A 23,526-nucleotide genomic window follows, 5' to 3' on the forward strand; every position below is an offset into this window, starting at 1 on the left:
CGTTCAGACCTCCTCGACCAGCGTGGACTGGGGCAGTGCGATCAGCGTCATCACCGCTTTGACGATCTCATCGGGGCGAATCGCCACCGGGCCGGGGCGGTGGTGGCCGACGGTGCGCTTGGGCAGCGGGCAGGTGCTGCGCAGGTAGCGCAGGAACTGGCCGTCATGATTCTGCTCGACCACCAGCGCGCGCTCGACACCGAACAGCGCGGCCGCAAAGGCTGCCGGCTGCGCCGGTGCCAGCAGGCGCAGCGACAGCAGCCGCACCGGCACACCGGCGGCGTTGAGGCGGGCGACGGCTTCGCGCGCGGCGCCGGTCAGCGAACCGAAGGTGATGACGGCGGTATCGGCCCACTCGTCGCCTTCGCACAGTGCCCAGTCCTCGCCGTAGTCGAACTGCTCAAGCTTGTGACGGCGCTTGTCGAGCTGCTCGCGGTGATGCGCGGCCTGCGTCGACGGTGTGCCGCGCGGCGCGTGCTCCAGGCCGTCGGCAGTGTATTCGCCGCCCGGCGTGCCGGGAATCGCCATCGGCGAGATGCCGTCGGCGGTCGGCACGTAGCGCATGTAGCCCTCGGCGTCAGCCTCGGCGGTCTGGCGCCTGGCGCGCAGGCCCGGATCGGGCAGAGCGTCGACGATCGCCCGCGCCTGGCCGCTGGCCTGGTCACTGAGCACGATGCCCGGCACCTGCAGTGCCTCGGCGAGCTGCACCGTCCACTGCGTGGTGAAGGCGCAGTCGGCGATGCCGGCGGCGGCGGTGACCAGATGCGGCGCATCGCCGTGCAGGCCGTGCAGGGCGATGTCCAGATCGGCCTGCTCGGACTTGGTCGGGATGCCGGTCGACGGCCCGCCGCGCATCACATTGCAGATCACCAGCGGGATTTCGGCGGCGACGGCGAGGCCGATGGCTTCGGTCATCAGCGCCAGACCGGGGCCGGAGGTCGCTGTCAGCGACGGCACGCCGCCGTAGGCGGCACCGATGATCATATTGATCGAGGCCAGCTCGTCCTCGGCCTGCACCAGACTGCCGCCAACGCGCGGCAGGCGCGGCGCCAGCCATTCGAGGATCTCGGTCGCCGGGGTGATCGGGTAGGCGGCGACGAAGCGCACGCCGGCGCGCAGCGCACCGAGGCCGCTCGCCTCGTTGCCGCTCAGCGCCCAGCGCCGTGCACCTTCGTTGATCGTGGCCGGCAGCGGCAGGCGCTCGATGCCCTCGATGGTCGCCGCTGCCGTAGCCCCGGCGAGTACCGCGGCGCGGCTGCTGGCGACGGCGGCTTCGCCCTTGTCGGCGAGTTCGATGCCGATCACCGCTTCGACCGCCTCGACCGGCAGGCCGGCCAGCGTCGCCAGCAGGCCGAGCGCGACCATGTTGACGCGGCCGCCGCATGCCGTCGCCAGCGCGCCGAGCGGCACTTCGACCACGCGCGGTTCGGCTTTGAGGATCGCCGGCGGAATCACGCCGGCCGCCGGATCGGCGATCAGCAGACTGTGGCGCTGCAGCGGCAGCTCGGCGGCAAAGCGTTCGATGTTGTTCCAGTCGACGGCGAGCAGCACGTCGAAAACATCGTCCGGTGAGTCGACCGGGCGGCTGGCCAGACGCAGCAGCGCGGCGGCTTCACCGCCGCGGATCTGCGGGCCCAGCGCCTTTGACATCAGGCCGTAGGCGCCTGCGGTGGCGGCGGCGTCGAGCAGCATCTGCCCGGCGGTCATCACGCCAGCGCCGCCGGAGCCGCACAGGGCGATGGAAAGGGAATGATGGTCCATATGACTCGCGACCTCCTCGTATGGGGGAAAAAAGAAGACGAGGGATCGGCCCGCCGGCTGGGTCGATCAAAGGTCGGTATAGATAGCATTGGCACTTCTGGCGATTATTGCGCTGCGGCAATAAAGTCGCGGAAAAGTGCCTGCAGCCAAGAGAAAAAGCCTTTGCCGACAATATGTTGTGTGCACTTTTGTGGTGCAGTGACAGGATTGCACACTACCGGCAGGCTACATTTTTGTGTGACGCAACAGCGTGGCCCGCGACAGCAAAACGGGGCGGCCGCGGCAGCCATCCGCCGCGACCGCCCCGTGCGCCCGGGGGGGGCTTGCAGGGTGGCGTCGCCGTTAGGCGGCGCTTGCGATCTGCGTGAACACGACGTGGCCGTCGTCGTGGCGCACCACTTCGATGACGTCTTCGAGCTTGCGCACCTGGCGGGTCATCGGTTCGAGCATCTCGGTGTCTGGCACCTGCAGCCAGATGCGGCTGCGGCTGCCGTCGTCGAGTGGCAGGCAGACGATGCCCTCGACGTTGCAGGCGCGGCGGGCGAACAGGCCGCAGACGTGCGACATCACGCCGGGGTGGTTGTGGACGGTGAGTTCGAGCACGGCGAGCGCGGTCGGCACGGTACGGGTCGCATTCATGGTTCAGCCTCCGATCATGTCGGTGTTGGCGGCGCCGGGGGCCACCATCGGATAGACCTTTTCCTCGATTTCGATCGAGGCGTGGATCAGGCAGGGACCGGGCTCGGCGAAGGCTGCGGCGAGCGCGTCACGCACGTCGATTTCCTCATCGAGGTCGACCGCGCGCAGGCCGAAGGCGCGGGCGAGGGCGACGAAGTCCGGCTGGCCGCGGAACACCGAGGCATTGAGGCGGCCGCCGTAGAACAGCGTCTGCTGCTGGTGCACCAGGCCGAGCGCGCGGTTGTTGAGCAGCACGATCTTCACGTTGAGGTTTTCTTCGGCCAGCGTGGCGAGTTCCTGGATGTTCATCAGGATCGAGCCGTCACCGCTGAAGCACACCACCGGGCGCTCGGGGTCGGCGAGCGCGGCGCCCATCGCCGCCGGCACGCCGAAGCCCATCGTGCCCAGACCGCCGGAAGTCAGCCACTGCCGCGGCCGCTCCAGCGGGTAGGCCTGCGCCGCCCACATCTGGTGCTGGCCGACGTCGGTGGTGACGATCGCGCGCGGGCCGGCGGCACGCGCCACGGCCTTGATCAGCCCGTAGTGGCGGCGCGGATCGTCGTCGCCGTCGAGCCTGAGCGGGAAGTCGCGCTTGAGTTCGGCGATGCGTGTCAGCCAGGGGCTGCGGTCGGGGCAGCCGATGCGCGGCAGCAGGCGGGCGAGCACCTCGCCGACATCGCCGTTGAGGCCGATGTGGGCGGTCTTGATCTTGTCGAGTTCGCTGGCGTCGATGTCGATGTGCACGATCGCTGCACCCGGGCAGAACTCGGCGACCTTGCCGGTGGCGCGGTCATCGAAGCGCGCGCCGACGGCGATCAGCAGGTCGCACTCGTTGAGCGCGAGATTGGTGCAGCGCGCGCCGTGCATGCCGAGCATGCCGAGCGCGAGCGGATCGTCGTGGGCCAGCGCGCCAAGCGCCATCAGCGTCGTCGTCACCGGCAGCTGCGCGCGCTGCGCCAGCTCGCGGGCGAGCGGCGCGGCACCGGCGTGCACCACGCCGCCGCCGAGGTAGAGCACCGGGCGCTGCGCGGTGTTGATCATCGCCGCGGCGCGCTCGATGGCGGCGTCGGCCGGCTGCGGTGCCGGTGCGGCGCGGCCCGGCTGCGGCCATTCCTCGAACTCGATGGTCGCCAGCTGGATGTCCTTCGGCACGTCGATCACCACCGGCCCGGGACGACCCGACAGCGCGATGCTGAAGGCCCGCGGAATCACGTCGAGCAATTCCTCGACGCAGTTGATCAGGTAGTTGTGCTTGGTGATCGGCACCGTCAGGCCGTAGGTGTCGACCTCCTGGAAGGCGTCGGTGCCGATCATGCCGCTCGGCACCTGGCCGGTGATGGCGACGATCGGGATCGAGTCGAGGCGGGCGTCGGCGATCGCGGTGAGCAGGTTGGTCGCGCCAGGGCCGCTGGAGGCCATGCACACTGCCGGCACGCCGCTGACGCGGGCCATGCCCTGGGCGATGAAGCCGGCGCCCTGCTCGTGGCGGCAGAGCACGTGGTGGATCAGCTCGGACTCACCGAGCGCATCGTACAGCGGCAGGATCGCGCCGCCCGGGATACCGGCGACGGTGCGCACGCCCTGGCGTTCGAGGAGGCGGGTGATGAGTTGTGCTCCGGTCATCTTCATCGACGTTCAATCTCCGTGGGGGCCGGTGGTGCCGGTGGAGGAAGACGCCGTGAAAACGCGAACCCCCCGCCGGCTCGCTAGCGCCGGCGGGGGGTTCTGGAAGCTTGGAAACCGTGGGGCTACGCCAGAACCGTCGCGGACGCGCGAGCGTCAGCTACCAGCAGTACTACGCGTAGAGCGAGGCCGGCGGCCCGGGGGGCGGCTCGATTCACTGCTCGGCTGTAGTGGAAGGCGTGCATCGTCAGGTTCATCTTGCGGTGCGGGTTTCGGGTTGCGGACTTTAGCGGTGCACGGTGCACTGCACAAGCCCGTGCTGGAGGATTTTTCATCCTGCTGCGGCACCGGCTGGCAGCGCGGGTGGACGCAATAGCGTCGGGGGGGGTGTCGAGTCCCCTCCTGTCGCCGCTTGGCGGCGGCTCGGTGCAGCGCTATGAATTTGATCCGGCAGGGAACAGGCGCGAGAATCGCGCCCCCCGTGTGACCTTGCGACGAAGCCACCGCCATGACCGACCGTTTCGCTCAGCTCCATGAGCTGCTCGACCGCCGCATCCTCATCCTCGACGGCGCGATGGGCACGATGATCCAGCGTCACAAGCTGGGCGAGGCCGACTATCGCGGCGCGCGCTTCGCCGACTGGCCGCGCGACCTCAAAGGCAACAACGACCTGCTGGTGCTGACCCGGCCCGAGGTGATCCGCGGCATCCACGCCGCCTACCTCGAAGCCGGCGCCGACATCATCGAGACCAACACCTTCAACGCCACCCGGGTGTCGATGGCCGACTACGGCATGGAAGACCTGGTGCCGGAGCTCAACCGCGAGGCCGCCCGCCTGGCGCGGGCGGTGGCCGACGAGTATGCGAGCGCCGACAAGCCGCGCTTCGTCGCCGGCATCCTCGGCCCGACCTCGCGTACCGCGAGCATCTCGCCCGACGTCAACGATCCGGCGGCACGCAACGTCACTTTCGACGCGCTGCGCGGCTGCTACGTCGAGGCGGCGCGGGCGCTGCTCGAAGGCGGTGCCGACATCCTGATGGTCGAGACCATCTTCGACACGCTCAACGCCAAGGCCGCGCTGTTCGCGATCGAGGAGCTGTTCGACGAGCTCGGCTACCGCGTGCCGGTGATGATCTCCGGCACCATCACCGATGCCTCCGGGCGCACGCTGTCGGGGCAGACCACCGAGGCGTTCTACAACTCGCTGCGCCATGTGCAGCCGCTGAGCTTCGGCCTCAACTGCGCGCTCGGCCCGGATCTGCTGCGGCCGTACGTCGAGGAGATGAGCCGCGTCGCCGAGACCTGGGTGTCGGTGCACGCCAACGCCGGCCTGCCCAATGAATTCGGCGAATACGACCTCGAACCGGCGGCGATGGCGGTGCAGGTTCGCGAGTGGGCGACATCGGGCTTCGTCAACGTCGTCGGCGGCTGCTGCGGCACCTCGCCGGATCACATCCGCGCCATCGCCGAGGCCGTCGCCAGCCTGCCGCCGCGGCGGCGGCCGGCGCTCGCGCCGGCCTGCCGGCTGTCGGGGCTGGAGCCGTTCAACATCACCGCCGACAGCCTGTTCGTCAACGTCGGCGAGCGTACCAACGTCACCGGCTCGGCGGCGTTCAAGCGTCTGATCAAGGAAGGCCAGTTCGCCGCCGCGCTGGACGTCGCCCGCCAGCAGGTCGACAGCGGCGCGCAGGTCATCGACATCAACATGGACGAGGGCATGCTCGATTCGCAGGCGGCGATGGTGACCTTCCTCAACCTGATCGCCGGCGAACCGGACATCGCCCGCGTGCCGATCATGATCGACTCCTCGAAGTGGGAGATCATCGAGGCCGGCCTGCAGTGCGTGCAGGGCAAGGCGGTGGTCAACTCGATCTCGCTGAAGGAAGGCGAGGCGAAGTTCATCGCCCAGGCGCGGCTGGTGCGCCGCTACGGCGCGGCGGTGATCGTCATGGCCTTCGACGAGCAGGGTCAGGCCGACACGCTGGCGCGCAAGCGCGAGATCTGCGCGCGTTCGTACCGGGTGCTGACCGAGACCGTCGGCTTCCCGGCCGAAGACATCATCTTCGACCCGAACATCTTCGCCGTCGCCACCGGCATCGACGAGCACGCCAACTACGCGGTCGACTTCATCGAGGCCACGCGCTGGATCAGGCAGAACCTGCCGCAGGCGATGATTTCCGGCGGCGTCAGCAACGTCAGCTTCAGCTTCCGCGGCAACAACCCGGTGCGCGAGGCGATCCACTCGGTGTTCCTCTACCACGCCATCGGCGCCGGCATGACGATGGGTATCGTCAACGCCGGCCAGCTGGCGATCTACGAGGACATTCCCGCCGAGCTGCGCGAGCGCGTCGAGGACGTCATCCTCAACCGCCGGGCCGATGCCACCGAGCGCCTGCTTGAAGTCGCCGACCGCTACAAGGGCGACGGCAGCAGCGGCGCGGCGAAGACCGCCGACCTCGAATGGCGCAGCTGGCCGGTGGCCAAGCGCCTGGAGCACGCGCTGGTCAAGGGCCTCGACGAGTTCGTCGAGGCCGACACCGAGGAAGCCCGGCAGACCTTCGCACGGCCGATCCAGGTCATCGAGGGGCCGTTGATGGACGGCATGAACGTCGTCGGCGACCTGTTCGGCGCCGGCAAGATGTTCCTGCCGCAGGTGGTGAAGTCGGCACGGGTGATGAAGAAAGCCGTCGCCTACCTGATCCCCTACATCGAGGCCGAAAAGGCGCGCTCCGGCCAGGCGGCGAGCAGCAACGGCCGCATCGTCATGGCCACGGTCAAGGGCGACGTGCACGACATCGGCAAGAACATCGTCGGCGTGGTCCTGCAGTGCAACAACTTCGAGGTCTTCGACCTCGGCGTGATGGTGCCGGCCGACAAGATCCTCGCCAAAGCCCGCGAGGTCGACGCCCACATCATCGGCCTGTCCGGCCTGATCACCCCCTCGCTCGACGAGATGGTGCACGTGGCCAAGGAGATGCAGCGCCAGGACTTCGCGCTGCCGCTGCTGATCGGCGGTGCCACCACCTCGATCATGCACACGGCGGTGAAGATCGATCCGCAGTACGCGCGGCCGGTGGTTTACGTCAAGGATGCCTCGCGCGCGGTCGGCGTCGCCCAGTCGCTGGTCAGCAGCGAGCTGCGCGACGAGTTCGCCGCCAAGGTCAAGGCCGACTACGCCACCAAGCGCGAACTGCACAAGAACCGCCGCAACCGCGAGCCGCTGCTGAGCTTCGCGCAGGCGCAGGCCAACGCCCTGCAGACGGACTGGAGCGCCTGCCCGCCGAGTGCGCCGCGGGTGCCGGGCGTGCAGGTGTTCACCGATTACCCGCTGACCGAGCTGGTCGAGCGCATCGACTGGACGCCGTTCTTCGCCGCCTGGGAGCTGGCCGGTAAATACCCGCGCATCCTCGACGATGAAGTGGTCGGCGAGCAGGCGCGCAAGCTGTTCCACGACGCGCAGGCGATGCTTGCGCGCATCGTCGACGAGCGCTGGCTGTCGGCGAATGCGGTGATCGGCCTGTTCCCGGCCAACCGCGACGGCGACGACAGCATTCTCTGGTGCGATGAAACGCGCAGCCGCGAGCTGGCGCGCCTGCACCACCTGCGTCAGCAGAACGTGCGCCCGGACGGCAAGCCGAACCAGTCGCTCGCCGACTATCTGGCGCCGGCCGGCACGGCGGACTGGGTCGGTGCCTTCGCCTGCACCGCCGGCATCGGCATCGATGCTCATGTCGCCCGCTTCGAGGCCGAGCACGACGACTACAACGCCATCCTGCTGAAAGCGCTGGCCGACCGCCTCGCCGAGGCGTTCGCCGAGCGCCTGCACGAGCGCGTGCGCAGGGAATGGTGGGGCTACGCCGCCGACGAGCAGCTCGACAACGAGCAGCTGATCGCCGAGGCCTATCGCGGCATCCGCCCGGCGCCGGGCTACCCGGCCTGCCCGGATCACAGCGAAAAAGCGACGCTGTGGCAGCTGCTCGACGTCGAGGCGCGCGCCGGTATCTCGATCACCGAGAACTTCGCGATGCTGCCGACCGCGGCGGTCTCCGGCTGGTACTTCGCCCATCCGCAGGCGCGCTACTTCGGCATCGGCCGCGTCGCCCGCGATCAGGTCGAGGACTACGCCCGGCGCAAGGGCTGGAGCCAGGAAACCGCCGAGCGCTGGCTGGCGCCGAACCTGGGTTACGACCCGGGCGAGTGAGCGGCGAGCGCGCCCGCGCGCCAGCGCTGCAGCACGAAGGCCGCCAGCGCATCGGCGTCATCGAGCGGCAGCACCGGCAGCGTGCTGCTCAGCTGCGGATCGTCGCTGGCGATGGCGATGACGTGCGCATCGTGTGTCGCCAACAGGGCGTGGCCGAGTGCGGCGCGGTGCAGCTCGATCTTCGGCAGCGCGGCGTGCTTGTGGCCTTCGACCAGGATCAGGTCGAGGTCGGCGCGGTCGAACCGCGCCATCGCCGCGGTGAAATCCCGGGCACCGTGCTCGAAGTGCACCAGCCGCCGGTTCGAGGCGATCACCAGCTGCGTGGCGCCGGCGGCGCGCAGGCGCTGGCTGTCCTTGCCCGGGTGGTCGATCTCCAAGGCGTGATGGCTGTGCTTGAGCAGGCCGAGGCGCAGCCCGGCCTGGCGCAGCCGCGGGATCAGCGCCGTCAGCAGCGTGGTCTTGCCGGTGCCGCTCCAGGCGGCGAAACCGAGGCAGGGCGTAAGGAGCATGACGCGGAAACTGGCAGCGGCGGAGTCTGCTGCCACTATATCGCGGGAGTCCGCTGCCCGCTTGGCCAGCGCTGCAGCAAGCCTTTGATCCAGGCCGTTTCCTGAGGCGGCAACTCACGGTAACGGACAGCGGCAGCTTATTACCTGTAAGATTCCGGCCTGTCTTTTCCGCCTGCCGGTGCAGGCGCGGGGCAGCACTTGACGGCATCCGCCGGTCATTGCCGCCGCCGCGGGTTGCCGGCTGTGTTCCTTCAGCGCACTGAATCAGAGGTCATTACTCCGCATGCTCAATGCCATCAGGGAGTTCCTGAAGCTCGAAGCCGCCAGCGGCATCGTGCTGTTCTTCGCTGCCGTGCTGGCGATGCTGGTCGCCAATTCGCCGCTCGCGCATTACTACAACCTGTTCATCGACATTCCGGTCGTGGTGCGCTTCGGCCCGCTGGAAATCGCCAAACCGCTGCTGCTGTGGATCAACGACGGCCTGATGGCGGTGTTTTTCTTCCTCGTCGGCCTCGAACTCAAGCGCGAGGTGCTCGAAGGCGAGCTCTCCGACCGGCGGCAGATCGCGCTGCCGGCCATCGCCGCGCTCGGCGGCATGCTGGTGCCGGCGCTGATCTACGCGGCGTTCAATTTCCATGATCCGGTGTCGCTGAATGGCTGGGCGATTCCGGCGGCGACCGACATCGCCTTCGCGCTCGGCATCCTCTCGCTGCTCGGCGATCGCGTGCCGACGGCGCTGAAGGTGTTCCTGGTGTCGATCGCGATCTTCGATGACCTCGGCGCCATCGTCATCATCGCGCTGTTCTACACCTCACAGCTGTCGCTGACGGCGCTCGTCGTCTCGCTCGCCTGCCTGCCGCTGCTGTACCTGCTCAACCGTCGCGGCGTGACACGCTTCACGCCGTACCTGTTCATCGGCCTGGTGATGTGGGTGGCGCTGCTCAAGTCCGGCGTGCACGCGACGCTGGCCGGTGTCGCGCTGGCGCTGTTCATTCCGCTGCGCAGCGAGAAATCACCGGAGTTCTCGCCGCTGCGCACGCTCGAACACGATCTGCACGCGACGGTCGCCTTCGGCATCCTGCCGCTGTTCGCCTTCGCCAACTCCGGCATCGGCCTGGCCGGCGTCGGCGCCGAGGCGCTGCTGCACCCGGTCGCGCTCGGGGTCGCGATGGGCTTGCTGTTCGGCAAGCAGATCGGCGTGTTCGTCTTCAGTTGGCTGGCGATCCGCCTGGGCATGGCGCGCCTGCCCGAAGGCGCGGGCTGGCGCTCGCTGTACGGCGTGGCCGTGCTCTGCGGCATCGGCTTCACGATGAGTCTGTTCATCGGCTCGCTGGCCTTTCAGGAGGGCGACGCCGAGCGCATCTTCGCCGAGCGCATCGGCATCATCGGCGGCTCGCTGCTCTCCGGCCTGATCGGTTACCTGGTGCTGCGCCAGGTGCTGCCGCGGCGCAGTTGAGCGCTCAGCGCAGCTCGATGTCCTCGACGTAGACCAGCTCGCAGGCACCGTTGCCGGTATCCAGCCGTGTCAGCGAGCTGCGCCAGTGCCAGCCGTCGTCGCGCGACGCCTCGACCAGATACCCCTTGAGCCAGACGCGCTGGCCGGGGTGGATCGCGGCGATGCGCTTGGCAACGCCGGCGTCGGCCGGGATCAGGTGCATGTTGGCGCTGCTGGCGCTGATCTCGGCCGGCGGCAGCGGCGGCTCGCCTTCATAGCGCCAGGTGTAGAAGCGTGCGCCCTGGCCGATGTCGAGCTGGTCGAGCACGCGCTGGTCCGAGGTGCGTCCCCAGGCGAAGGCGACGTCCACCGGCACCAGCGCCGCGCCCTCATCGAAGCGGTAGCTCATCGTGTGCAGTGCCCGCGCCTCCATCTCGAAGCGCGCCAGCGGCTGGATGCGGAAGGCCTTGTAGGTAAACGCGGCGGCGTCGGTGGGCGTCTGCTTCGGTTCGGCGTGGATGTAGTCGCCGGCCTGCCAGCTTTCGGCGCGCTGCGCCCGCCACTGCACGATGCCGTAGCCGACGGCGACGAGCGAGGCGAGCACGATGAGCAGACGCATGGACGGATTCCCCGGTGGCAGGATGAGCACTGCCCATGCTAGTCGCTCGCGGATGTCAGGCGTTCGGTTTGCGTGCCTTGCGCAACAGGTTCAGGCACTCGCGGTTGGCGGCCATGTCGAGCGCGGTGAAGCCGTCGGCCGATTCCGGCGTCGGGTCGGCGCCGAGCGCGAGCAGCCGTTCGACGCAGGCGGTCTTGCCGGCCGAGGCGGCGTACATCAGCGTGCTGACGCCGCTGTCGTTGCGGTGATCCGGGTCGGCCCCGGCAGCGACCAGCGCCTCGATCAGCGCCGGGGCATCGGCGTAGCAGGCCAGCCACAGCGCCTGATTGCCATCGCTGTTGCTGGCGTGGACGTCGGCCCCGAGCTTGAGCAGTGCTTCGACGATCTCGGTCGCGCCGAGCTGGCAGGCGCGCATCAGCGGCGTGACGCCACTGCCGGGCAGGGCGGCATCCAGCACCCGGCCAAAGCCCTGCAGTTCCAGCCAGGCACTGAGCGCAAACGGCAGCTCGCGCGTATCCGGCGACGGCAGCAGCGTGTCGGCCAGATGCGCCTGCCAGGCGGTATAGCCGCCGCACAGGTCGAACACCCGCTGGAAGCCGAAATCGGCGAAGGTCTGCGCCCAGGTCTGGCTGGCGTTGCCGTGATAGCAGTAGATCAGCAGCGGGCGTGCCTTGGCCGTGGCGCGGAGGGTCTTGCTGATGCTGCGGCCGTCGAGGTGCACGGCGCCGTTGATGTGGCCGCGGGCGTAGTCGGTGGCATCGCGCGAGTCGAGCAGCAGCAGCTCGGTTTCGTGGGCGATCATCTGCTGCGCCTCGGCGGGCGTCAGGCGCTGGAAGGTACGTTCGCCGCTCATCGTGCGGGTCTCCGGTGCGTGCGGGGTGGCAGGGGTGGCTGCGGCGCTGCCGGGCGCCGGGTAGGGCGGCAGGCTGAGGATGCGTGCGTCAGTGACCGCGCGGCCGACCGTGAAGTGGTAAACCGTCTGCAGGCTCTGGTCCTGCAGGCCGTAGAGCTCGTGGCCGGCGTCATCGAAGAAGCAGCCGATGCCGGTGCCGGCGAGGCCGAGCGCGGTCGCCTCCAGATACAGCACCTGGCCGAGCAGGCCGGCCTCCTGATGCAGCGTGCGGTAAGTCCACGGGGCTTCGCGCAGCGGTGCGGCAAATTCGGCCAGCATCGCCACCGCGAACATGCCGTCGCCGGCGATCGCCTGGCCGCAGCCGAGCGCGCGCGCCGAGCGCTGGGTATCGCCGCACAGCAGGCAATACAGCGGCAGATGCGGCGGGCAGCCGTCCGGCCGGCGCCATTCGAAGTCCGCCTGCAGTGCCGTGCGCAGCGTAGCGAGCGCGGCCGGCGAGCGCGGCAGGGCGTAGAGGCCGGGTTCGAGACCGTCGACGCGGTGCACGAACAGCAGTGGATGTACCCGCACCGGCTGTGGCCAGACGTCCCACGGCAGCTGGGCAGGGCGCGGCAGCAGGGCGTCGAGCAGGCGCCAGAAGTCGGCGAGCGGCAGCCGCGCGTCGCGTTCGAAGCGCTGGGCACTGCGCCGCGCGCGCAGCAGGCTCGCGGCGCTCGGGCCGCCGCTGGCGAGATCGCGCACCGGCAGCTCGACCGGCGCGGCGGCGGCGGCCGGCGGCGGCGCCGGAAAGCAGGTCGCCGCGGCGACGGCATCGATCGCCGGCCAGCGGTACATCGGATAGCGGTCGAGCCGGTTGGCGCGGCCAAACCACTGCGGCCGGTCGGCAGCGTTGGGCAGTGCCGCGGCGGCGCTGGCCAGCGCCTGCGGGCCGAGCGCGCACAGCCATTCGGCATCCTCGCGCTCGGCCTTGCCGGGGAAGTCGGTGTCGCGGTCGAGGCCGAGGCCGTGCATCAGCTCGGCGTGACTGAGCGCGACCGGACGGGTTTCCCAGCCGAGCAGTGCCGCGGCATAGCGCAGTGCGCCGAGCGCATGGCCGCTGTCGAGCTGGCAGTAACGGAAGGCGCGCTCGCCGTATTTCCAGGCCTCGCGCCAGTGCACCGAGCTCAGGGCGACGTAGAGCTCGGCGATGCCGGGCGCCGCCGGCGCAAAGCGCGCGCGGCATTCGAGCGCGTGCTCGCGCGGCGCGTAGTGATACAGGCCGTCGTCGAGGCCGGGGATGTGGCGGCAGATCAGCCAGACCTCGGACGGATGCAGATTGCCGCTCGACGGATTGCAGCGCACCGCCCAGCGGTCGGGGCCGAGTTCTTTCCATGCGGCGATGCCGAAGCTCAGCGCCAGCAGCGTGCCGATGGCGTCGAGGTCGAGTGCCTGCGGCGGTACGCCGCCGGGCAGGCACAGGCGGCTCCAGTCCGGGCCGGCGGCGAGATCGGGCTGCGCCAGCATGATGCGTTCGCTGCCCTCCCAGTGGCGGAACGGATCGGGCTGCGCGCTCCAGTCGAGCGTCTCCGGGCCGGCCGCATAGCGCTCGCGCCGGTGCTTGCTGCGCGCGTGATAGGCGAGCACTTCGGCATGGGCGGCTGCAGACGAAAACGGGGCGGATGCGGAATCGTCAGGCATGACGGGGCGGCGCTCGGCAGGAGGGGGTCTGACTCCTCCATGCAAAAGCATGGCCATCGCGTCAATGGATGATTTTGGGCGGTTTGACAGCGAGTTGCGGCGCCAGTCCGGCCGCCGGCTGCAGGGCTGGCGGCGGGCTGGAGTCGCGCTTGTCGGCTTTGCGACAGGCTGTGGTTTGCTGCGCTGCAGCGTTTCTCAGATCGCGCGCAGCTCGCGAGCGCGCTGTTCCAGCGGTGCCGAGGCCATCGTCGGCGCGGCCGCCGGTTTGGCGTCGCGGATGTAGTCGCGACTGATACTGCGGAAGACGTCGGTGCCGGCGCGGCGCAGCCACTCGAAGGCGACCATCTCGCGGCTGACGATGCTGGCTCCGGCGGCACGCAGGCGCTCCAGCGCCAGGGCGCGGTCGCGCGGCTGGCGCGAGTCGACGGCTTCCTCGACGACGAAGACCTGGTGGCCGAGGTCCATCAGGCCGAAAGCGGTCTGCAGCACGCAGACATGGGCCTCGGCACCGGCCAGCACCCACTGGCGACGGCCGAGCGACAGCAGCCGCGGCCGCAGATCCTCTTCGAAGGTGGCGTTGAAAAAGATCTTTTCGAACAGGCCGCCACGCGGGATCAGTGGCTGCAGCTCAGCGACGGTGTGACCGAGACCGCGCGGATTCTGCTCGGTGACGCGCGTCGGAATGTGCAGGCGTTCGGCGACTTCCATCAGCCAGCGCGTGTGCGTCACCGCAGCGCTGCCGGCATGCAGCGCCGGCACCAGGCGTTCCTGCAGATCGATCACCAGCAGGGCGGATTGGTCGGGATACAGCAGCATGAGGTATCTCCATGTCGATCCCCATCCTGGCGACAGGACGCATCCTTGCGCAGGGTAGAGGGACGCGATCGAACCAGGCGTCCACGGGGAAGCATGTGCATTGCGTATCGTGAACTGCGGGCTGCGCACTGCACATGTGCTCATGCTGCTGCAAGCAATTGTGAAGCCAATAATTCAATTGCTTGATTGGTAGATGAAATAGGCTGAATTTTCCGAGCTCGACCGGTGTCGATGTAAAGTCGATTGACGTTGCCGGCCGCGTCTGCCGCCACAGCTGAACCGGAGCTGAATTTTCGTTAGGCGAAATTCAGGATGACTCGCCGGTTGTGCGTCGACTTCTTTTCGATCTTCGCCACGCGGATGCGGCCGATTTCGCCGGTGCGGGCGACGTGCGTGCCGCCGCAGGGCTGCAGGTCGATGCCGGGGATCTCGACCAGGCGCACACGACCCTGGCCGCGTGGCGGCTGCACCGACAGCGTCTTCACCAGCTCGGGCTGGGCATCGAGTTCGGCGTCGCTGATCCAGCGCGTGCCGACGGCATGGTCGGCCGCGATCAGCGCATTGAGCTGTGCCTCGATCTCGGCCTTGTCGAGCAGCATCTCCGGCAGGTCGAAGTCCAGCCGGCCTTTGTCGGCGCTGATCGAACCGCCGGTGACACCGGCGCGGACCACCGTCGACAGCAGGTGCAGGCAGGTGTGCATGCGCATGTGGCGGTGGCGGCGTTCCCAGTCGAGTTCGAGCGTCACCGTCTCGCCGGGCACCGGCCGTGCGGCATCGCTGGCGACGAGGTGGACGATGGCATCAGCCGTGTCGCCTTTGCGCGTGTCGAGGATGGCGAGGCGGCTGCCGTCGGCCCGCTGCAGCGTGCCGCTGTCACCGGGCTGGCCGCCGCCCTGCGGGTAGAACAGCGTGCGGTCGAACTCGATGCCGGCATCGCTGACGGCGGTGACGGTGGCGCTGCACTGGCGCAGGTAGGGATCGTCGCGGAACAGGGCAAGGGTCATCGCAGGCTCTCCATCGCGGTGGGACAAAGCGGGGGACAATCGGGACATCAGAACAGCAGTGGCGCCCCCGGCGGCTGCGCCAGCAGTTCGGCGACCACGCTGAGACCTGCGCGCAGCACCTCGATCGTCGGTGGTGCGCTGACGCACAGGCGCAGTGCCGGTGGCGCCGCACCGCGCTGCACGGCGAACAGGTCGGCCGGAGCGACGGCGACACCGCGCGCGCGCGCCGCGGCGACGAATTCGCTTTCACGCCAGGGTTCAGGCAGCGGCAGCCAGAGGTGAAAGCCCTGCGGCTGGGCCTGGTGCGGGAAACCGGCCAGCATCTGCGCGGCCAGCGCCTGGCGGGCGCCGGCCTCGCCGCGCTGCCAGTCCATCAGCCGCTGCGCGGTACCGTCCTCGATCCAGCGTGCGGCGATTTCCGCCATCAGCGGCGGTGCCATCCACACCGAGGTGCGCACCGCGGCGCTGATGCGCGCGGTGTAGGCCGCCGGCGTGCCGATGTAGCCGATGCGCAGCCCCGGCACCAGCGCCTTCGAGGTGCAGGTGACGTAGCAGCTGCGCTCGGGGGCGTAGGTGCTGAGTGCCGGCGGACGATCGGGCACGGCGAAGCCGTAGACGTCGTCATCGAGCAGCAGAAAGTCGTATTCGCGGGCGATCTCGGCGATTTCGGCGCGGCGCGCGGCCGGCAGCACCGCCGTGGTCGGGTTGTGCAACGTCGGCACGCAGGCGAGCAGTCGCGGCCGGTGCGTGCGGGCGGCCTCGCGCAGCGCCTCCGGCAGCAGGCCGTCGGCGTCCATCGCCACCGGCACCACCTGCAGCCGCGCCTGATTGGCGACCGCCAGCAGACCGGGGTAGGCCAGCGCCTCGACCAGCAGCACGTCGCCCGGCTCGGTCAGCGCCGTCAGCACGGTGAGCAGCGCGTGCTGGGCACCGCAGCTGATCACCACCTGCTCCGGCGCGTAGTCGACGCCGAGCATGCCGAGGAACTGCGCGCCGGCGTCGCGGTGACGTGCCAGGCCGGTGTCCGGGGCGTAGTCGAGCAGGCTCGACAGGTCGAGCGAGCCGGCGATCGCGCCGAGCACCTGGCTGAGCTCCGGCGCCTGGTAGGCCAGCGCCGGGCGGTTGACCGACAGGTCGATCAGCCCCGGCGCCGGTGGCGTGATCATCGCCGGCGCCTGCAGGCGGCGTTCGCGCACGAAGGTGCCGCGGCCGACGGTGCCGCTGGTCAGCCCGCGTGCTTCGGCTTCGGCGTAGGCGCGGGTGACGGTGCCGACGGTGACACCGAGGCGCTCGGCCAGCTCGCGGTGCGTCGGCAGGCGCTCGCCGGCCTGCAGTTCGCCGTCGCTGATGGCCCGGGCGATCGCGTCGGCGATCGCCTTGTAACGCGGCCCGGGAAAGTCTTCGAGGTGAGGCTGCCACATTGTCATGGTGACAAAGTCTGGCTTGACATCGCGATTGTGTCAATTAGTCTGATTGTCGCGACGACAATGTCGTGATTTTCCCAGTATGAGGGATCGACAGATGAATACAATCGAAGAATTGTCTCCATCCTTGCCGCAATCGCCAGCACCGGCTCGCGAGACCATCGGCCTGCGCGCAAGCATCGTGGCGATGATCCGTCTGCTGGGTATCTGGTATCGCCGCTACCGCCAGCGCCGCCACCTGCATGGCTTGCCGGATTACCTGCTGAAAGACATCGGCGTCAGCCGCGCCGAGGCTGAGGAAGAAGCCCGCAAGTTCTTCTGGCAGGAATGACGCCCGCGCCGCCGGCCTGTAGCGCCGGCGGCTTTGCCATCACGTGCAGGAGAGTTCCCCCATGCGCTTGCCCCTCTATCAGGTGGATGCCTTTACCGATCGGCTGTTCGGCGGCAATCCGGCGGCGGTGATGCCGCTGCCGCACTGGCTCGACGATGTCACGCTGGCGGCGCTCGCCGCCGAGAACAATCTTTCCGAAACCGCGTTTCTGGTCGCCGAGGGCGCGGGTTGGCGGCTGCGCTGGTTTACGCCGGCGATCGAGGTCGATCTGTGTGGACACGCGACACTCGCCAGCGCCCATGTGCTGTTCGCCCACCTCGGCGTGCGCAGCGAGCGGCTGCAGTTTTCCACCGCGAGCGGCCCGCTGAGCGTCGCCCGCCTGGCTGACGGCCGTCTCGAACTCGATTTTCCGGCACGCACGCTGACGGCGATCAGCGCACCGGCGGGGCTCGGTGAAGCGCTCGGCGCCACGCCGCAGGCGGTGTTCGATTCCGGCTGCAATTATCTGGCGGTGTTTGCCGACGAGGCTGCGGTCGGCGCGCTGCGGCCGGATTTCCGCGCGCTGGCCGCGCTCGAACGCCAGGGGGTGATCGTCACCGCGGCGGGCGAGGCGGTCGATTTCGTCAGTCGCTACTTCGCGCCGGCCGCCGGCATCGACGAGGACCCGGTGACCGGCTCGGCGCATTGCGAGCTGACCCCGTACTGGGCCGAGTGCCTCGGCCGCAGCGCGCTGCGCGCGCGCCAGGTTTCGGCGCGCGGTGGCACGCTCGGCGTGCGCCTGAACGGGGATCGCGTCGGCATCGCCGGCCGCGCCGTCACCTATCTCTGCGGTCAGGTCGAGCTGCCGGGCTGATGCACTCGCCGCTTCACTCGGCGAAAGGGTCGCCACCGTCGCTGCCGGCGTCGAGCCGGCCGTCGTGCAGCCGGCAGCGCAGGCCGGGAATCGCCTGCGCCGGCGGCAGCGCCAGCGGGCGGTTGCCGACGATGGCGGTGGTCGCCACCAGCCGTTGCTGGCGGCCATTGACGGCCTGCGACCAGACCGCGACCAGGCCGGCGTCGGCGATGGCCTGTTTCCAGTCGAGACGCAGCACCGTCAGCGCCCGGCCGTTCTCGTCATGTGCCGTCCAGCGCTCGACCTTGGGCAGCGGTGCCTTGCCGTAGCCGCGCCAGACCTGGCCGTCGAGGGTGACGCCGAGCTGTGCCGGCTGTTTCGACGACAGTCGGCTGTTGGCGTCCGGCGCCGTGCCCAGGCCGAGCCAGAATTCCAGATGGTCGTGCTGCACCCAGCTGTCGGCGGGTGTCGCATCCGGATGGCTGTCGCGGACCTGTACCAGCAGCGTGCGGTCGCCGGCGAGCAGCAGGCGGACTTCAGAGTCGCGCTCGCTGTCGGCCTCGCCGTAAACGCGAAAGCCCGGTTCGCCATTGCCGTTGAGCGCCAGCGCGCAGCTGCCGAGTGTCTGGCCGCGGGCCGGCACGGCGTCGCCGGCGGCCGGATCGATGCGCGGCAGCTGCAGCGCGGCGACCAGGCCGGGCGCCGGCTGTGCCTGCCAGCCGGTGTTTTCGTCCGGGCAGCCGAGGCCGAGCTCGCCGGCCTGCTGTTCGGAGGCCGGCACCATCGCCAGGCGGCGGATCCGCAGTTTGGCGTGGTCGATCCACTGCCGCGTGCCGCTGCCTTCCTGCACCGTGTTGAAGCTGCAGCTGCTGCTGTGTACCGGCCGCAGCGGCTGCAGGCTGACGCTGCGCTCGGTTTCCCAGCGCCAGGCGCTGCCGCCGAGCTGGCGGTGCGTCAGGCGGTTGGCACCGGCGACGATCTCGTCGGCGCCGACGCCGCTGGCGCCGTAGCCATCGTTGCACAGGCTGAACAGGTGCTGCGGCGCCCGGCTGCCGGCCAGCAGCCACCATTCCCGGCCGCCGTCGAGGCTGCCGTCCTCGTTGCGACAGCCTTCCTCGGGGGCATCGTCGGCTTTGTCGTCGAGGCCGAGGGCGATCTCGGCGATGCTCAGTGGCGTGCCGTCATCCGCCTTGCCGGCGGCCAGCACGCGGCTGACGCGACAGTCCTCGTGGCGGCCGGCGCAGGCCGTCGCCTTCAGCGTCGGCGGCGCCGCGAACGCGGGCAGTGCGAACAGCCAGGGCAACAGCAGCAGCGGGCGAAACGGTGACATCGGGGCGGCACTCGGCAGGGTGGTGCGCGGAGCTTACCCGCCGCCGGCCACGCCGCGCCGCTATTCCTCACCGATATCCGATGGATGAAAAACATGAATTGGCGGCATCCGCTGCCGCCGGCTTAGAGTCGTGGGCCAGCCGCAACCGTGTGGATGCGGCCATTGGCTGACGAGGTCTTTATGCAAACCGAGGCCGTTTCCCGCCCGCTCGCGAGCCATCGCGACTGGTACGGCATCGCGCTGGTCGTGCTGTCGGCGACCGGATTTTCCGCCAAGGCAATCTTCATCAAGCTGGCCTTCCGCTGGCCGGTCGATGCCGTCACGCTGCTGATGCTGCGCATGGCGCTGGCGCTGCCGTTCTTTCTGCTGGCGGCGTGGTGGAGCACGCGCGGTGCGACGCAGGCGATGACCCGGCGCGACTGGCTGGCGGTGATTGCGCTCGGCATCGCCGGTTACTACCTCGCCAGCCTGTTCGATTTTCTCGGTCTGCAGTACATCAGCGCCAGCCTGGAGCGGCTGATCCTGTTCCTTTACCCGACGCTGGTGGTGCTGATCCGGGCGCTGCTCGGCCACCGGCCGAGCGGGCGCGAGTGGGGCGCCCTGGCGCTGAGCTACGCCGGCATGGCGCTGGTGGTCGCCGGCGAGGGCGTCGGTGCGCAGCGCGAGCTGTACTGGGGCGTGGCGCTGGTGTTCCTCAGTTCGCTGTCCTACGCGGTGTACCTGGTCGGCAGCGGCGCGATGATCGCGCGCCTCGGCGCGACGCGCTTTACCGCGCTGGCGCTGCTGGTGTCGACCACCGGCGTGCTGCTGCATTACGCGCTCGCCAACGGCGTGCGCTGGCCGCAGGTGGCGCCGCCGGTGTGGGGGCTGGCGCTGGCGATGGCGCTGATTTCGACGGTGCTGCCGACCTTTTTGATGTCGGCCGGCATCCGCCGCCTCGGTGCCGGTCGCGCTTCGCTGATCGCCTCGGTCGGGCCGGTGCTGACCATCGCCATGGGCGCGGTGTTTCTCGGCGAGTCGATCCTGCCGCTGCAGTGGCTGGGTGCGGCGCTGGTGATCAGCGGTGTGCTGCTGGTCAGCCTAAAGAAGTCCTGAGCCGATGTCGCCGCTGTCGTTCGTCCTGTGCTGCCTGTTGCTGCTGTTCAGCCTGCCGGCGTTGGCGCTGGAAAGCCGCACGCTGACGCACGCCGCTGCCGAATACACCGTCGTCGAGCTCGACCTGCAGCGCGACGCGCTGCGTCTGTACTGGCGTGACCGGCGCGGCGAACCGCTGGGCACGCTGGCGGCGCTGGCCGAGCACGAGCGCGCCGCCGGCCGCGAGCTGCTGTTCGCGACCAATGCCGGCATCTATGCCGAAGGGCAGGTGCCGCTCGGCCTGACCGTCGAGGACGGTCGGGAGCAGGTGGCGCTGAACACGGCCCGCGGTGGCGGCAATTTCTTTCTGCAGCCGAACGGCGTGTTCGTCGTCGACCGTCATGGTCAGGCGCGCATCGTCGCCACGCGCGACTGGGCGCGGCGCGCGCGGCCGCTGCGTCTGGCGACGCAGTCCGGGCCGCTGCTGCTGATCGGCGGGCGCATCAATCCGCGGCTGCTGCCGGACTCCGACAGCCTGAAGCTGCGCAGCGGCGTCTGCGTGCAGGCGCCGACGCGGGTGGCGTTTGCCATCAGCGCCGGGCCGGTGAACTTCTACCGCTTCGCCAGCATGCTGCGCGATGAACTCGGCTGCCGCGACGCGCTGTATCTCGATGGCTCGATCTCGCAGCTGCAGGTCGACGGCAAGACCTACGGTGCGCCGGGCTGGCGCACGCGGCCGTTTGCCGCGCTGCTCGGCGTATCGCGGCCGGCACCCTGAGCGGGTTATCGCTCAGGGGTTCGGCAAGGTCGTCAGCAGCTGTCTGGCTTCGGCGCTCCATTCGGCCTCGGGCTGCGCCGCCAGTGCGGCTTCGAGCGAGGCGCGTGCGGCGGCGTGCTGACCGCCCTGCCGCTGGGCCTGACCGAGGTGAAAGCGGATCAGCGCCAGCTCGGGGGCGGCGGCGCTGGCGCGCTGCAGCGTGTCGATGGCCGCGGCGTACTCGCCGCGCCGGCGCTGGATGTCGCCCAGGGTGTCGAGCACGTTGCCGTCATACGGCGCCTGCGCCGCTGCCTTGCGCGCCAGATCGAGGGCTTCGTCGAGCTGGTCCGCTTCCATCAGCAGCACCGCGAGGTTGTTCAGCGCGATGCCGTTGTCCGGTGCGGTGCGCAGTGCGTCGCGGTAGGCGGTGATGGCGGCGGCGGCGTTGCCGGTGCTCTGCTGCAGCGAGCCGATCTTGGTCGCGATCCGGCTGTTGCCGGGCTGTGTCCTGGCCAGGTTCTGGTACTGGGCGAGCGCGGCAGCGGAATCGCCGCGGGCCAGCAGCAGATCGCCCTTGAGCTCAATGCCATCGGCGAGCGCGGGGTCGATCGCGAGGGCCTGCCCGACTTCAGCGAGGGCTCCCGGCAGGTCGCCGCGCTGCAGCGCCACCCGTGCCAGCGCGGTATGCGGCAGCGGATTCTTCGGTTCCAGCTCGGCGGCGCGGCGCAGCAGCGGTTCGGCCGCTGCCGGCTGGCCACTGCGGCTGAGCAGCGTGCCCAGCGCGTAATGGGCACCGGCATGCTCCGGGTGCTCCGCGATGACGCGCTGATAGATCCGCGCGGCTTCATCGGGTTTGCTCAGTGCGGTGGCGTCGAGATCAGCCAGGTCCATCTGCGCGCGCAGCAGCGTGGGGTCGAGCTGCAGGGCGCGTTCGAGCGCGCCGGCCGCTTCGCTGTAATGTCCCTCCAGTGCCAGCACCCGGCCACGCGACGCCTGTACGTCGGCGTTGTCCGGGGCCAGCGTTACGGCTTTGTCGATCAGCTGTTTGGCTTCGGCCAAGCGTGAGCGGCGGAAGGCAATCTCGGCCAGGCCGAGCAGCGATTCGACGCGATGCGGGTCGAGCTCCAGACTGCGGCGGAAGGCGGCCTCGCTGGCATCGAGATCACCGGCGGCGAATTTCGCCAGACCTTCCTGGTGGGCCAGATAGCCGGAATTGCCGTCGAAGGCGGGGTGCTCCGAATACTCCGCAGCCTGCGGCGGCAGCAATGGCTTGGCGATGGCCAGCGCGCTGACCAGCGATGCGGCGATCGGCAACAGCATGATGGTTTTCATGTCGGGGAATTTCCGGGTGTCGTCCAGACAGGGCCTGCCTCACGCAGTGTGCCGGTATCGGCGGCCATGAAAAAACCTCCCTGTCGCCCGTCCGGGGGCACGACAGGGAGGTTTACCGTCAGTGTCCGATCAGTGGTGCCGCGGGCCGGATTCGACGGCCGGCGACACACGGGTGATCAGCGCACGCGACGGCGACGCAGCCAGGGCAGACCGACCATGCCGAGGGCCAGCAGCGTGAGCGAGCCGGCTTCCGGGACCGGGTTGGTCGGCACCACCGGCGTACCACCGACGCCGGAGAAGCCGAAGATGTAGGTCGCCGGCGAGCCGGTGATCTGGCCACCGTTCGACTGACCGAGCGAGTACAGCTCGATGCCTTCGGCACCGATCGCGGCGATCGCGTCGGCTTCGCTGCCCGCGGCGCCGTAGAAGATCTGGAAGGTGTAGGAGTCACCGTCGGCGATCGTGCCGAAGTTGAAGAGGAAGTAGGCGCCGTGGTCGGCCGGGCCATTGTCCGTGAAGTCGGTGTTCAGCGTCGCGCCGTTGAGCGGCGAGGTGAAGGCCAGCGGGTTGGCGCTGGCGAAACCGTTGTCATGCGAGGTTTCGAGCAGCGTGGTGGTCGCCGTGCCCTTGATGGTCACGTACTCGCTGAACTCGGTCGGCGGCACGTCCCAGTCCATGACGCGCACGTACTTGACGTTGCTGACATCGGCACCGGTGTTGTTGCTGATCGTGACGTTGGCGACGAACAGATTGCTCGATGCGTTGGTGGCCGGCGCGTACGCGTGAGTGACGGTCAGGCCGCTCAGGCTGCTCAGCGAGACGGTCGAGGTCGCCGTCGACGCCGTCGACGTGAAGCTGCCGAGGGTCAGCCCGACAGTGCCGTCGTCACGGTTCGCCGAGCCGCTGATGCTGTTGTTGACCGATACGCCCCAGCCCTCGCACAGGCAGCCCGGGCTGGTGGCATCACGCCAGCTGCCGTCGGGGAACTTGTAGGCCAGTCCGGTGGAGCTGGCATTGCTGACGATGCTGCCGACCGAGGTGTTCAGCTCGCCGAAATTGTTGACGCCGAGCGCAACGGTGCCCGCCGGATTGATGATGGTGGCGGCCGCAAAAGTCGAGCCGGAGGCCAGGGCCGCGGCGCTGAACGCGGCCGCAATGGCGAGGTGCTTCATCTTTGTCATCAGAGTGCTCTCCATGAGTCCTGTAAGGTCTGTCGTCACCAGCGCTTCGCGATGGAACGGTTTCCATGGCAAAGCTGACACTCTTAAGC

18 protein-coding genes are annotated in these 23,526 nt (G+C 69.3%); 6 read left to right on the top strand and 12 right to left on the bottom strand.

Features of this window, described 5'->3' with window-relative positions; translation table 11 throughout:
• Positions 1 to 3: 3 nt before the first annotated feature.
• From C7443_RS09780 to ilvB, 3 genes are all read right to left on the bottom strand, one after another.
• Positions 4 to 1,761, bottom strand: a complete 1,758-nt coding sequence (locus C7443_RS09780; protein WP_110018427.1) for a 2-oxoacid:acceptor oxidoreductase subunit alpha — start codon at positions 1,759 to 1,761, stop codon at positions 4 to 6.
• 342 nt (positions 1,762 to 2,103) lie between these two features.
• Complete coding sequence (ilvN, locus tag C7443_RS09785; RefSeq protein ID WP_110018428.1) at positions 2,104 to 2,400, bottom strand: acetolactate synthase small subunit; 297 nt, start codon at positions 2,398 to 2,400, stop codon at positions 2,104 to 2,106.
• A 3-nt stretch (positions 2,401 to 2,403) separates the two neighbouring features.
• On the bottom strand, positions 2,404 to 4,068 hold the full coding sequence (gene ilvB, locus C7443_RS09790; protein WP_110018429.1) for an acetolactate synthase large subunit: 1,665 nt from the start codon (positions 4,066 to 4,068) through the stop codon (positions 2,404 to 2,406).
• Between the two features lie 502 nt (positions 4,069 to 4,570).
• Between ilvB and metH the strand changes: the two genes are divergently transcribed.
• Positions 4,571 to 8,263, top strand: coding sequence for a methionine synthase (gene metH / locus C7443_RS09795; RefSeq protein ID WP_110018430.1), 3,693 nt, complete (start codon positions 4,571 to 4,573; stop codon positions 8,261 to 8,263).
• On the opposite strand, the gene mobB is transcribed toward metH, so the two are convergent.
• Positions 8,245 to 8,772 carry a molybdopterin-guanine dinucleotide biosynthesis protein B gene (gene mobB, locus C7443_RS09800; protein WP_110018431.1) on the bottom strand — a complete coding sequence of 176 codons (528 nt, stop codon included), beginning with the start codon at positions 8,770 to 8,772 and terminating at the stop codon, positions 8,245 to 8,247. The genes metH and mobB overlap by 19 nt on opposite strands.
• Before the next feature lie 283 nt (positions 8,773 to 9,055).
• On the opposite strand from mobB, the gene nhaA reads away from it, so the two are divergent.
• Entirely contained in the window at positions 9,056 to 10,228 is a 1,173-nt protein-coding gene (nhaA, locus tag C7443_RS09805; protein ID WP_110018432.1) for a Na+/H+ antiporter NhaA, read from the top strand.
• 4 nt (positions 10,229 to 10,232) lie between these two features.
• Here nhaA and C7443_RS09810 read toward each other — a convergent pair whose 3' ends face one another.
• From C7443_RS09810 to ehuR, 5 genes are all read right to left on the bottom strand, one after another.
• Entirely contained in the window at positions 10,233 to 10,826 is a 594-nt protein-coding gene (locus C7443_RS09810; protein WP_110018433.1) for a hypothetical protein, read from the bottom strand.
• Positions 10,827 to 10,881: 55 nt separating this feature from the next.
• Positions 10,882 to 13,356 (bottom strand): ankyrin repeat domain-containing protein, encoded by a 2,475-nt coding sequence (locus C7443_RS09815; RefSeq protein WP_110018434.1) that lies wholly within the window; start codon positions 13,354 to 13,356, stop codon positions 10,882 to 10,884.
• A gap of 195 nt (positions 13,357 to 13,551) precedes the next feature.
• Positions 13,552 to 14,172, bottom strand: coding sequence for a hydrolase (locus C7443_RS09820; protein ID WP_110018435.1), 621 nt, complete (start codon positions 14,170 to 14,172; stop codon positions 13,552 to 13,554).
• Positions 14,173 to 14,468: 296 nt separating this feature from the next.
• Entirely contained in the window at positions 14,469 to 15,176 is a 708-nt protein-coding gene (locus C7443_RS09825) for an alanyl-tRNA editing protein (RefSeq protein WP_110018436.1), read from the bottom strand.
• A 47-nt stretch (positions 15,177 to 15,223) separates the two neighbouring features.
• The gene (ehuR, locus tag C7443_RS09830; RefSeq protein ID WP_110018437.1) at positions 15,224 to 16,603 is read right to left on the bottom strand and encodes a MocR-like ectoine utilization transcription factor EhuR; all 1,380 of its coding nucleotides are present in this window, start codon (positions 16,601 to 16,603) and stop codon (positions 15,224 to 15,226) included.
• 94 nt (positions 16,604 to 16,697) lie between these two features.
• On the opposite strand from ehuR, the gene C7443_RS09835 reads away from it, so the two are divergent.
• Positions 16,698 to 16,931: a DUF1127 domain-containing protein gene (locus C7443_RS09835; RefSeq protein WP_110018438.1), complete on the top strand. Its 234-nt coding sequence runs from the start codon at positions 16,698 to 16,700 to the stop codon at positions 16,929 to 16,931.
• A gap of 61 nt (positions 16,932 to 16,992) precedes the next feature.
• Positions 16,993 to 17,784: a PhzF family phenazine biosynthesis protein gene (locus C7443_RS09840; protein WP_110018439.1), complete on the top strand. Its 792-nt coding sequence runs from the start codon at positions 16,993 to 16,995 to the stop codon at positions 17,782 to 17,784.
• Positions 17,785 to 17,797: 13 nt separating this feature from the next.
• On the opposite strand, the gene C7443_RS09845 is transcribed toward C7443_RS09840, so the two are convergent.
• Positions 17,798 to 19,093 (bottom strand): hypothetical protein, encoded by a 1,296-nt coding sequence (locus tag C7443_RS09845; protein ID WP_110018440.1) that lies wholly within the window; start codon positions 19,091 to 19,093, stop codon positions 17,798 to 17,800.
• 180 nt (positions 19,094 to 19,273) lie between these two features.
• Between C7443_RS09845 and C7443_RS09850 the strand changes: the two genes are divergently transcribed.
• A complete protein-coding gene (locus C7443_RS09850; protein WP_110018441.1) occupies positions 19,274 to 20,188 on the top strand; it encodes a DMT family transporter in 915 nt (304 codons plus the stop codon).
• A gap of 4 nt (positions 20,189 to 20,192) precedes the next feature.
• Positions 20,193 to 20,945, top strand: a complete 753-nt coding sequence (locus C7443_RS09855; protein WP_110018442.1) for a phosphodiester glycosidase family protein — start codon at positions 20,193 to 20,195, stop codon at positions 20,943 to 20,945.
• A 12-nt stretch (positions 20,946 to 20,957) separates the two neighbouring features.
• Here C7443_RS09855 and C7443_RS09860 read toward each other — a convergent pair whose 3' ends face one another.
• Together C7443_RS09860 and C7443_RS09865 are read right to left on the bottom strand one after the other, a co-directional pair.
• Positions 20,958 to 22,256: a tetratricopeptide repeat protein gene (locus C7443_RS09860; RefSeq protein ID WP_110018443.1), complete on the bottom strand. Its 1,299-nt coding sequence runs from the start codon at positions 22,254 to 22,256 to the stop codon at positions 20,958 to 20,960.
• A 176-nt stretch (positions 22,257 to 22,432) separates the two neighbouring features.
• Positions 22,433 to 23,437, bottom strand: a complete 1,005-nt coding sequence (locus C7443_RS09865; RefSeq protein WP_110018444.1) for a PEP-CTERM sorting domain-containing protein — start codon at positions 23,435 to 23,437, stop codon at positions 22,433 to 22,435.
• Positions 23,438 to 23,526 lie beyond the last annotated feature (89 nt).

Source organism: Plasticicumulans acidivorans (genome assembly GCF_003182095.1).
GTDB classification, from domain to species: domain Bacteria; phylum Pseudomonadota; class Gammaproteobacteria; order Competibacterales; family Competibacteraceae; genus Plasticicumulans; species Plasticicumulans acidivorans.